General features: G+C 40.3%; 14 protein-coding genes. All 14 read right to left on the bottom strand.

The annotated features are described in order from the left end of the window. Window positions 1–190 precede the first annotated feature (190 nt). Window positions 191–667 carry a GNAT family N-acetyltransferase gene (locus tag R7M92_RS24300; protein WP_025559909.1) on the bottom strand — a complete coding sequence of 159 codons (477 nt, stop codon included), beginning with the start codon at window positions 665–667 and terminating at the stop codon, window positions 191–193. A 157-nt stretch (window positions 668–824) separates the two neighbouring features. Then, the gene (locus R7M92_RS24295) at window positions 825–1,991 is read right to left on the bottom strand and encodes a PIN domain-containing protein (RefSeq protein ID WP_318134508.1); all 1,167 of its coding nucleotides are present in this window, start codon (window positions 1,989–1,991) and stop codon (window positions 825–827) included. Between the two features lie 144 nt (window positions 1,992–2,135). Further along, window positions 2,136–2,528, bottom strand: coding sequence for a cell envelope integrity protein TolA (locus R7M92_RS24290; RefSeq protein ID WP_318134507.1), 393 nt, complete (start codon window positions 2,526–2,528; stop codon window positions 2,136–2,138). Window positions 2,529–3,183: 655 nt separating this feature from the next. Then, window positions 3,184–3,486 (bottom strand): type II toxin-antitoxin system RelE/ParE family toxin, encoded by a 303-nt coding sequence (locus R7M92_RS24285; protein WP_262635810.1) that lies wholly within the window; start codon window positions 3,484–3,486, stop codon window positions 3,184–3,186. After that, window positions 3,474–3,731 (bottom strand): type II toxin-antitoxin system Phd/YefM family antitoxin, encoded by a 258-nt coding sequence (locus tag R7M92_RS24280; protein ID WP_005448240.1) that lies wholly within the window; start codon window positions 3,729–3,731, stop codon window positions 3,474–3,476. The genes R7M92_RS24285 and R7M92_RS24280 overlap by 13 nt, the downstream gene beginning before the upstream one ends. 216 nt (window positions 3,732–3,947) lie before the next feature. Beyond that, window positions 3,948–4,409 carry a hypothetical protein gene (locus R7M92_RS24275; protein ID WP_318134505.1) on the bottom strand — a complete coding sequence of 154 codons (462 nt, stop codon included), beginning with the start codon at window positions 4,407–4,409 and terminating at the stop codon, window positions 3,948–3,950. Between the two features lie 152 nt (window positions 4,410–4,561). Beyond that, complete coding sequence (locus R7M92_RS24270; protein WP_318134503.1) at window positions 4,562–5,068, bottom strand: hypothetical protein; 507 nt, start codon at window positions 5,066–5,068, stop codon at window positions 4,562–4,564. A 641-nt stretch (window positions 5,069–5,709) separates the two neighbouring features. Then, on the bottom strand, window positions 5,710–6,483 hold the full coding sequence (locus R7M92_RS24265; RefSeq protein ID WP_213915425.1) for a phosphotransferase: 774 nt from the start codon (window positions 6,481–6,483) through the stop codon (window positions 5,710–5,712). A 147-nt stretch (window positions 6,484–6,630) separates the two neighbouring features. Next, entirely contained in the window at window positions 6,631–7,257 is a 627-nt protein-coding gene (locus R7M92_RS24260; RefSeq protein WP_318134500.1) for a LysE family translocator, read from the bottom strand. Window positions 7,258–7,406: 149 nt separating this feature from the next. Then, a complete protein-coding gene (locus R7M92_RS24255; protein WP_038217934.1) occupies window positions 7,407–7,730 on the bottom strand; it encodes a DUF6572 domain-containing protein in 324 nt (107 codons plus the stop codon). A 134-nt stretch (window positions 7,731–7,864) separates the two neighbouring features. After that, on the bottom strand, window positions 7,865–8,374 hold the full coding sequence (locus R7M92_RS24250; RefSeq protein WP_140214931.1) for a GNAT family N-acetyltransferase: 510 nt from the start codon (window positions 8,372–8,374) through the stop codon (window positions 7,865–7,867). Between the two features lie 143 nt (window positions 8,375–8,517). Further along, a complete protein-coding gene (locus R7M92_RS24245; RefSeq protein WP_021033956.1) occupies window positions 8,518–8,928 on the bottom strand; it encodes a cytidine deaminase in 411 nt (136 codons plus the stop codon). A 159-nt stretch (window positions 8,929–9,087) separates the two neighbouring features. Further along, entirely contained in the window at window positions 9,088–9,372 is a 285-nt protein-coding gene (locus R7M92_RS24240; RefSeq protein WP_025640084.1) for a MazG nucleotide pyrophosphohydrolase domain-containing protein, read from the bottom strand. A 150-nt stretch (window positions 9,373–9,522) separates the two neighbouring features. Beyond that, window positions 9,523–9,927: a hypothetical protein gene (locus tag R7M92_RS24235; protein ID WP_318134499.1), complete on the bottom strand. Its 405-nt coding sequence runs from the start codon at window positions 9,925–9,927 to the stop codon at window positions 9,523–9,525. Between the last annotated feature and the right edge of the window lie 234 nt (window positions 9,928–10,161).

The raw sequence follows: 10,161 nt of genomic DNA, 5'->3' as shown, positions 1-10,161 counted from the left end.
AAAGCTGATAATAAAAGTAACTCTTTCATTTCTCGCTCTATGATTTTTCAGTAGTAAGTTCTAACGCCCTGTTAAGGGGTGAGCAACGCGATACCGGAGCCGCCGCATACCACCTTAAGCACTAAATTCAACGCATAGTGAAAATGCCACGCGTTGTGAATCCCTCTTGAACAGTTTGTTATACGATGCCTCACAGCAAGCGCTGAAACTGACCGTTTTTAGCTTTGAAACCTAGCTTATTAAACAAAGCTTGAGACCGAAAGTTACCCTCATCAATATCTGCATACAGTCTTTCAATGCCCAAAGATTTAGCATGAGAAAATAATAAACTAAGAGCTTCCGACATATACCCTTGTCGCCAGTACGATGAATTTAGTAAGCATCCGACCTCACAGGAATCACTGTTATCACTAAAACTATGTAAGCCGCAGGTTCCAATAACTTTGTTTGTCGCTTGATCCATAATCGCCCATTCCAACGATTCACCTGATTTCTCTAGCCGGACGACGCTTTCTAGCATCTGAACTATCATATCTTTCGATGTAAAAACTGGGTCTGAGGCAAATTCCATTGTTTGAATATCACCATAAATTTCAAACAAATCATCAGAATCATTCGTTTGAATTGACCTCAAAACAATTCTACCTCCGTGTAAATCAGGCTTCATTTCTCTCCTTAATCGTATAACGCCCTGTTAAGGTGTGAGCAACGCTATACCGAAGCCACCGCATACCACCTTAAACACCAAACACAACGCATAGCAACAATGCCAAGCGTTGCGAATCACTCTTAAACAGATTGTTAAATTTCAATTTTTGAGGGACTTACTCCCGCAAATTTGAATGCGCCGTACGATGGCAATTAGGGCACAACAGAACCATATTATCCGTACTATCACTTCCTCCTTTAGACAGAGGAAGCACATGATGTATTTCTAACATATTTTTGTCCCCCTCAAACCTAAAGCCGCATGCTTCACACTCATTGGAGTCGATGCCTTGTTGTTCCAAATAGCTGATATATTGCCTACGTATACGAGGGATATTACGATGTTTAGCTATTTGTTGTTTGCTAAAGTCGAGCTTCATAGCGTGAGCTTCTGCTTCCACTTTCTTTACGTCCTCAACTGTATCAGCTGCAGCCTGGAACGCTAAAAGAAATTCTGAAAATGATAAGAGGTGTATGGTTTTACCATCAGAAATATTCCGATACTCATTAATCAATTCAAATTTAGGTGAAAACTCAGAACCACCTGATTGATTCCACCAATCGGGCTTGCGATCTTCACTAACAAATATTATGTCTTTTTTAAGAACAGAGCCTAGTTCTAAGATGGTTAGCCATACGTTTAGATCCCCCGCTGCATTATCCTTTTTAGATTTATCTTTGTACCCAGGTGCAATACTATGCTTTTGACGTCTCGAAAGTTCCTCACCAACCTGTTCATTAGATTTTTTATGATTTTTAATAGCTTCAGCTGTAAAGAATTGACTATACATATTTAAAACCGGATCGTTCCACGACCAATCTTTAACTTTTTCTGCCAGATCTTTTACCGACTTATTATAAGATTCGATTGTTTCATTTAATCCTGTCAACTTATCTTCAATTGCTTTAAATTCATCAAGATCATTTAAGATTGCTGAATCTAACGATTTAGGGATCTGAATCCTTTTTTGGGTAATAGCATAATGTAAATCAGCAAGTTTAGACTGCTTGTTTACCGCAAACTCACGAGCTACGTGCTCAGGGAGTAGCAATCGCTTTTGCTGAGACAGCCTTGCATACACTTTCTCGATTTCACTTAGATTCTGTTTCTTAAGCTTGTAAGGAATAAGTAAGACATTTGTATCTAAAACAACAATACTGTCTTCCAATGATTCTTCGAGTGTTCTTTGACTCGTAGAAAAAATAAAATCCACCGTTTTGAATTTTTCTTGGTATGACAATGCCATTTCCAAGTCTTCATCAATCTTACGATTGTTACTCATATTGTCTCCTGAAATTTAACGCCATGTTAAGGGGTGAGCGACGCAATACCGATGTTGCTGCAACCACCTTAATCACTAAATTCAACGCATAGTGAAAATGCCACGCGTTGCGAATCCCTCTTGAACATTTTGTTAGTGCGCAACTCACGGATTAATATTTAAGCTCAACTTTCTTAGTTTATCTGCTTCTTTTGCGTCGTTTGGTAAAGGAAAAGAGCCGATATCCCACACAGCATTGAAGACTTTTCGACAAAGCACATTTTGGTTACTTAAAGTCACGTTTTCTACATTACCAGTAGAAGACAGTGTAATCTGAGCTCGGCAATCCAAGCCTTTGTACCTTGTTAACTCTCCAAGTTGCACATTAATTAGTCCAACATATTTGGATGCATATTTAGTTGCGACAGTTTCCTCGACGTCAATATGTAAACCTTTAAGGATCTCGTTTAAAGCTGCCTCTTGTTCAGCTTTACTCGAAGCGAATGAAGCAGTTGATACGAGTAAAGTCGCAAGGAATATCCATTTTACCTTTTTCATTGAAACACCTTTAGTCACTTGACCATCATGCGCACTAACGCCGCATTAAGGGGCAGCAACGCGCTACCACACAACTTCAATTTAACACCGTAAACACAGATGCCAAGATTTAAACCAAACTCGCCACGCGTTGACTGTCCCTCTTGAATGCTTTGTTAGTTACCAAGCCTAACGCTTTCATTTGAAGTCAATTACCGCTTTGCCAACACTAAGGTTATGTGTTCTGAAAACTCAAGTCAGGCGCAGTTTCAAAGCGTCTGTCACTGAAACCACTTGGAATTTACAACGCCGTAGAAAACGGACTTTGAACACCAAACAAACCTTTTGGAACGACAATACAGCAGAGCAGACTTTCAACAAGCTAATCAGCGTCTGCAGCAGCAAACCCAAACCGCACAAGGAACCAAAACACGATTTTCACAAATCCAAATAACTAGAAATACGAAAACCTAGCCAAAAACACATCGACATTAGCCCTAAACATTCTGCTTCAGGTACATTTTTCCTCGTTGGCAACTAACGCCCTGTTAAGGGGTGAGCAACGTAATACCGATGCCGCCGCATACCACCTGAAACACTAAAACCAACGCATAGTGAAAATGCCACGCGTTGCGAATCCCTCTTGAACAGTTTGTTAGCCGCTCATTCCCAAAGGTTATTGCTTGCTCAATAGGAACTTACGCAAGTCCCTCTCAGCACGCATAACAAACAGAATAAATACTTTGTCGCCGTCTTGTTTATAGAAAATACGGCACGGATTAACTACAACTTCACGATAACTTAGATGTTCTAGTTCAGGCGGAATGCGACCCGATTCAGGGAAAGTCTCTAAGCGCTCGACTTTAGAAAAGATCGCTTGAACCAATTGTTTTGCAGCTACGATATTTTCAAGTGCGATGTATTCAGCGATATCATTGAGGTCGGATAGCGCTGGCTCAGTCCAGATTATTTCAGCCATTTTGACATTTTGTCCTTGGCTTCATCGTGACTCACCACTTTACCGTCAGCTAATGCACGTTCACCTCGTGCAATCCCCTCAAGAATAGCTAAACGATTTTGCATAAACTCGTAATCATCAACATCAACAAGATATGCAGATGGCTTACCATGTTCGGTAATTAACACTGGTTCTTTAGTGTCGTGGAGATCGGCAAGGATCTTTGTTGCTTGGCGTTTGAGTGATGTAACTAGTTCTACTTTCATGAGAGCTGCTCCAAAGGAATACTTAAGTGATACTATTCTATCACTTTGAGTATAGCAAGCTCCATGACGGCTAACGCCCGCTTAAGTGGTGAGCAACGCAATACGATGTTTCTGCAAACCACCATAATCACTAAAACCGACGCATGGTAAAAATGCCACGCGTTGCGAATCCGTCTTGAAGCGTTTGTTAGGCGAATAGCCAAGTAATCCGATAAATTATTGTAAGTATAAAAAATGTTCTCGAACCGCCAAGCCTTGTGAAAGTTCATTTTTAGCCGCAATAAGTACTTTGAATGTATGAGGTGCAGAGACATCATCTTGCACACATTTTACGATATACCCTGATTGTTCAAATTCTGTATTAGGTTCGCATTTCCAAGAGTCAGGTAGTTGAGTGTGACAAGCTGAACTAAAAAGCTTTTTAACTAGTTTTTCAAAGTTAACTTCAGCTTCTGCTAAAAATTCAGGGTTACTCTTACCTAAGGTTAATTCAAGCATTGTGGCACTTTCATGAGAACCATAGATATAGTAGGCAACCACATTTCGCTCTAATGAATCTGATGTTATAGAAACTTGCGGACTACTTAATACTTTCCCATATGTGCAATTATTGGACTTTGTAAGATGCAAACCTTTATTTACCAACAAAGCTCTTACATCGTTAAATTTCCAACTCATTCGTCTCTCCTTAAGTTTAAATTTTCCATTTCGCCTAACGCCCTGTTAAGGTGTGAGCAACGCAATACCGAAGCTTCTGCATACCACCTTAAACACTAAACGCAACGCATAGTAAAAGTGCCACGCGTTGCGAATCACTCTTAAACAGTTTGTTAGGCATTTTTTACGCATGGCATTTTTTTCCAAATATAAGTATCTGTGTTTATTGCAATACCTTTATTTGAATGACCCGCCCAACGCCCAATCATTTGCTCTGAGTTAATTATTTTTAGCTGAAAGGCACCATGATAACCAAGCGGATCCTTCTTATCCCAATAGTTACCTGTCAAATATGTATTTTTGCTTTTGCCAAAAAAGCAGTAAACACGCTCCTTTGCTTCATACTCGCAAAACATATAATTACCAAATTGATAGATTTTCGCATTTTTCTTTCGATCGGAGGAATCAGAGAAGTCTTCACTACTTGATTCCCAATACACTTCCCAATCTCCCGAAAGAGAAGGAGGCATACTTCTAAAAATAGTCCTACTGGCCAGATTGATATAACTCAGCCACTTAACCAACCTTGGAGCAAGGTTCAGATCCAAAATTAGTTTCACAACAATGCCAGCAACAAAAATTAGTACCCCGCTAGCAAGGGACATATAATTAAACTCCATACTTCCTCTTAAATGCCTAACGCCCTGTTAAGGGGTGAGCAACGCAATACAAATGCCGCCGCATACCACCTTAAACACTAAAACCAACGCATAGTAAAAAATGCCACGCGTTGCGAATCCCTCTTGAACAGTTTGTTATGCTTGTTCTATCAATAGGCACGGTAAAATGCCAACATACAGTTAGCCTGCCCTAAAGAGGCCTTATTTACGATGTTCTTTACTACGCGAATGCTCAGCATACTTTTTGGAAACTAGTTGATGTATATGAAATCCTGTCTTACGAACAAGGTACCAATCTATCGCAGCTAAAATGACCAAGCCTATTATAGTTCCCATCTAAAACCCTCCTTACACATCGAATCATAACTCTATCAAACCACTGATAAGTTAGATAAGACAGAACGCAATTTTTGTTGGGCAGCGATGGTTTTCAGAAAAATTAGAGTCTATTGAAGAATAAAAGCCTCATTTCTAGTAAAGATATCAGGGCAGATACATAGTCATATTTGTTGAATACGTAAAGTACCCATACTTGCAAGTTTGAGAAAAAGCATAACGCCGCATTAAGGTGTGAGCGGCGCTTGGCTATACTTGAGCGAAGCGAAACTGCCAAGCGTTGCGAATCACTCTTAAATGCTTTGTTAGTTGCACAATGCGCACTGAATTTTTTGTTTATTTTCAGTGATATATTTTATGTCATTTAGATAAGCTTGAAGATGACCTTGCTCTATGTTTTCAGCAAAGGTTTCATTACCATTTTCAGCTTCTCTCCGCATGAACAAAACTAAAGCCCGTAATCGCTCAATCATTGCGTCCGCTAGTTGATTTCTTTCTAACGTAGTTGCACCGTAACTATCACAGAACAACTTAGCTCTAGTTACCTGCTCAGAGATTGTGCCTAACTTATCATTGCTGTCAGTTTTGAAAGGCGACCAACAATAAACTGAATATGCTAAATCCCATATTCTTGGCGCAGGGTGCGCAGTATCAAAGTCAAATACACCTACAACTGTGTTCTCGGATAGAGCAACATTATAAGGGGTAAAGTCACCATGGCAGATGACTTCAAAAGGCTCTTTTGGCTCTAGCATCCACTTGTGCGCATTGACATCTACTTGTTCCAAAAGTGGCACAGTTGAGTCATGTATTTTACGCAATAGCTTACCTGCTGATGTGAGTGCATCCACAGTCGCAATTGCATCGACTAGAGGGTAGTTATAAGTATTACCAACAACAAAACTTAGGACTTCCTGTTCTTGGCTAACACCAAGAAATCTTGGAGATTCAGCTACATTTTCTCGCTCGAGGTGTTTCAAAATAAAGTGAATTGTAGGACTCCACGGCTGAAGAGGACGATAGACAACTTCACCATCTCGATATATTGCTGATTCTCTTCCACCTGATAATTCTTCCACGAAACCTCCTCGTGCAACTAACGCCCTGTTAAGGTGTGAGCAACGCAATACCAAAGCCGCCGTATACCACCTTAAACACTAAAACCAACGCATAGTAAAAATGCCACGCGTTGCGAATCACTCTTAAACAGTTTGTTAGCACTTAGATTATCGCTGCTTCATAAACGCTATTGCTAACCCAGAAGACACGAATGTGATACCTGCACCAATATTTAACCCTGACACTAGTTTAGGCTTGTTTCTAAACCACTCAGACAATTGAGAAGAAAACACACCCATTAAGCTAAAGCCAATTGCTGTTAATGCTGCAAACCACACACCGTAGCCAATCATTTGAGTTGTCACTGAGCCTAAACTTGGGTTTACAAATTGAGGTACAAAAGCAAGAACAAACATACCTGGCTTCGGATTAAGTGCTGCTAATAGAAACCCAGTAGAAAAGATAAGTTTCAGAGACTGTTTTTTCGCTGGTTCCAGTGAGAACAGGTTTCTCGTACGGAGTACTTTCACACCTAACCATATTAGGTAAGCAGCACCAACCAGTTTTACAACATAAAACGCCACTTCAGAGGTTTGAATTAAAAGGGTTAGCCCGAATGTTGCTGCGACTACATGAAATAAAATACCAACACCAGAAGACATGCCTGACATTACTGCCGCCAGTCGACCTTGGCTTAAACCTCTACCTATAGCGAGCAAGTTATCCGGACCCGGCGAGATCACCAAAAGTAAACAAGCTAATGTATAAGTAACAAATACCTCTAATGGAAACATAAAACCTCCTTGTTGAATGATTCTGAGTGCTAACGCCGCGTTAAGTGGTGAACAACGCCAGTCGCCAAACCTAAACCATTGCATCTTAGACACTTAACCTGACTTGAATTGAAATCGCCAAGCGTTGTGAATCCGCCTTGAACGCCTTGTTAGTTGTAAGTCCCCAACTCGTGCGTAAGACTAAAACCTGCATCACTTACTACTTCTGAAACCAATGAAACGAATTTTTCAGCTTCGCGGTTTGGCTGATACTTTGAAACAATCCTAATTTCAAAAAGCTTGCCCTTTGCTATTGGGTATTGTTCAAATATTTCTCCAGATTCAATAAATGATAAATACAGATTTAATTTGTCTTGCAGCAGTAATAGCTTTTCATTTTGATCATCCCACTCTAAATGATCGGATATAACCAAAATTACTTTTTCATTGTCATGTGCAATAACATCTACTTTATCAAGCTGCTCAATCGTCATATTTTGCCCTTTGCAACTAACGCCCAATTAAGGTGTGAGGCACGCAATACCGATGCCGCCGCATACCGCCTTAATCACTAAAACTAACGCATAGTAAAAGTGCTACGCGTGCCGAATCACTCTTAAATTGTTTGTTATAAAGCGGACTCTACGTTAAACGCCTTTTCTAACCACACCGAGCTAATGTACTGTCCATTTTTCTTTGCATACTCATTGAAAACTCCGACTTCTCTGAAACCAAACCGTTTGTGTAATGCCACTGATGCGTCGTTTGGTAATGCAACACCCGACAATACACGATGAACACCATAAGCACGAATTGATGAGAACAACTGAGTATATAGTTTAGAACCTAAACCTTTCCCTTTAGCTTCTTGTGCCAGATAAACGGTCACTTCTACGGTGTCGTCAAAAGCTGAAATTGCTCTGTACTGTTGGGAACATGCAAAACCTAGCAACACGCCGTTTTCTTTGGCTACATATAGTTGATATTTGGTAGTACTAGAAAACTGAGAAAACCATTTCTGACGATTTTCCAGAGTAAATGGAACTTCCTCAAAGCGTGCATTAGTGTGCTCAATATAAAAATTAAAGATGTCGGTGATACCAGCAACATCTTCAAGTTTACCTGTTCGAATTTCCACGAAATTTCCTTTTTCTTCGAGCTTTATAACGCCCTGTTAAGGTGTGAGCAACGCAATACCGAAGCCACTGCATACCACCTTAAACACTAAAACCAACGCATAGTAAAAATGCCACGCGTTGCGAATCACTCTTAAACAGTTTGTTATAGCGCTTTGCCGTTTACAAGTGACCAATGATGAGGCATTAATTCTCGTATAGTCTTGAAAACCAATGCATTCCCTGAAGTCGTAATTGCTGCTTTGACATCCCCACCCCAATGGACGAGGCGCTCTTGGCAAACTCCGCATGGTGACAAAATTAGAAATTCATCGTTCTCGCTCTCACGACACAGGCATAATGAGTGGGTCACTCGCTCATTGAGTTTGTGAGCCTCTAAATACGCTCCCACCTCCATGCATAGTGAAAGAGCATCGTTTTTAGTATCAGGAGCAATGCTTGTTAATATTTTTCCTGACTCTGTTCTAACAGCCGCAGCTCCACCCCAACCAGAAGGATATCGCATATTTACTAGTTCTATTGCTGCTTGATAGAGCTCTTTTTCGATATTATCCATGACCATCCATATTCAATTTTATCGTGCGCTATAACGCCTTGTTAAGGGGTGAAGCACGCAACACCGATGCTACCGCATACCGCCTTAATCACTAAAACCAACGCATAGTAAAAATGCCACGCGTGATGAATCCCTCTTGAACAATTTGTTATACGCGTCCTATCGGTTGTACTTAACTTTATTCAAAACTTCTTTTAGTTCATGCGTTTTCTCAAGGTTTACACCGTGAATATTGGCTAGAGCACAAACATAATACAAAACGTCATATAACTCTTCTGCAACTGAACCTTTGAGCTCATCTAGCGTTGGTTGCCCACTTTTGCCTTTGCGAATAGATTCCGATAATTCGCCAACTTCTTCGATTAGTTTTAAAAAATAGTGTTCAGATTGCTCTGGCGCATAATCGAATTCTTTTATATGACTTTGTAACTCAGATAACTTCATAACGTCCTTTTTGTATCATTTCCCATAAAGCGTATAACGCCTTGTTAAGGTGTGAGGCACGCAATACGATGCTCTCGCATACCACCTTAATCACTAAAACCAACGCATAGTAAAAATGCCACGCGTGCCGAATCACTCTTGAACAGTTTGTTATATGAGTTTTTCGACTCGCTCTTCATCAACTAACCAAACTTTGATGCCCGAGAGTCTTATAGGAGTTGCCATACTTTCAATTAATTCTTTGTGAGAAAGGTTATTAGGTAAAGCTATGATTGATTCATGGTCCGGATTATCTTCCCTTACCTTAAACGCAGCAACTAACGCCATGCCAATGTGCGTCTTAACCTGAGACTTATTGAACTCTTGTCCATATCGCTTAGTCGACTCCTTTGAAGAAGTAGCGCCTTTTGCTTCGACAAAATACTTCTTACCGGTTTCCGATACAGCAACAATATCTATCCCTGTCTGAGTAGTATCTAGTTTCTGGGAGACAGTAAAACCATCCAATTCCAGTTGGTCACATACTAAATCTACAATTCTATTTTCGGTTAACATTTAACCTCCTTGTCAAATTCATATAACGCCCTGTTAAGGGGTGAGCAACGCAATACCGATGCCTCTGCAAACCACCTTAATCGCTAAGACCAACGCATAGTAAAAATGCCACGCGTTGCGAATCCCTCTTGAACAGTTTGTTAGGTGGGATTTTCGTACGCCATAAGCAATGCTTTCAGCTCTAAATTCAATGAAGCCTCACCAATTTTTCTTGCTGAATTTCCCAATTGATTG

Source organism: Vibrio sp. Vb2880, from assembly GCF_033337975.1.
GTDB lineage: Bacteria > Pseudomonadota > Gammaproteobacteria > Enterobacterales > Vibrionaceae > Vibrio > Vibrio alginolyticus.
The sequence above is the reverse complement of the archived record's forward strand: the minus strand, read 5'-3'. Positions and strand labels throughout refer to the sequence as shown.

Coding starts and splice junctions, on each gene's coding strand:
- R7M92_RS24240 (WP_025640084.1), bottom strand. CDS start 9,372: ATGAAGTTATCTGAGTTACAAAGTCATATAAAAGAATTCGATTATGCG.
- R7M92_RS24245 (WP_021033956.1), bottom strand. CDS start 8,928: ATGGATAATATCGAAAAAGAGCTCTATCAAGCAGCAATAGAACTAGTA.
- R7M92_RS24290 (WP_318134507.1), bottom strand. CDS start 2,528: ATGAAAAAGGTAAAATGGATATTCCTTGCGACTTTACTCGTATCAACT.
- R7M92_RS24300 (WP_025559909.1), bottom strand. CDS start 667: ATGAAGCCTGATTTACACGGAGGTAGAATTGTTTTGAGGTCAATTCAA.
- R7M92_RS24285 (WP_262635810.1), bottom strand. CDS start 3,486: ATGGCTGAAATAATCTGGACTGAGCCAGCGCTATCCGACCTCAATGAT.
- R7M92_RS24270 (WP_318134503.1), bottom strand. CDS start 5,068: ATGGAGTTTAATTATATGTCCCTTGCTAGCGGGGTACTAATTTTTGTT.
- R7M92_RS24235 (WP_318134499.1), bottom strand. CDS start 9,927: ATGTTAACCGAAAATAGAATTGTAGATTTAGTATGTGACCAACTGGAA.
- R7M92_RS24295 (WP_318134508.1), bottom strand. CDS start 1,991: ATGAGTAACAATCGTAAGATTGATGAAGACTTGGAAATGGCATTGTCA.
- R7M92_RS24255 (WP_038217934.1), bottom strand. CDS start 7,730: ATGACGATTGAGCAGCTTGATAAAGTAGATGTTATTGCACATGACAAT.
- R7M92_RS24260 (WP_318134500.1), bottom strand. CDS start 7,257: ATGTTTCCATTAGAGGTATTTGTTACTTATACATTAGCTTGTTTACTT.
- R7M92_RS24275 (WP_318134505.1), bottom strand. CDS start 4,409: ATGAGTTGGAAATTTAACGATGTAAGAGCTTTGTTGGTAAATAAAGGT.
- R7M92_RS24280 (WP_005448240.1), bottom strand. CDS start 3,731: ATGAAAGTAGAACTAGTTACATCACTCAAACGCCAAGCAACAAAGATC.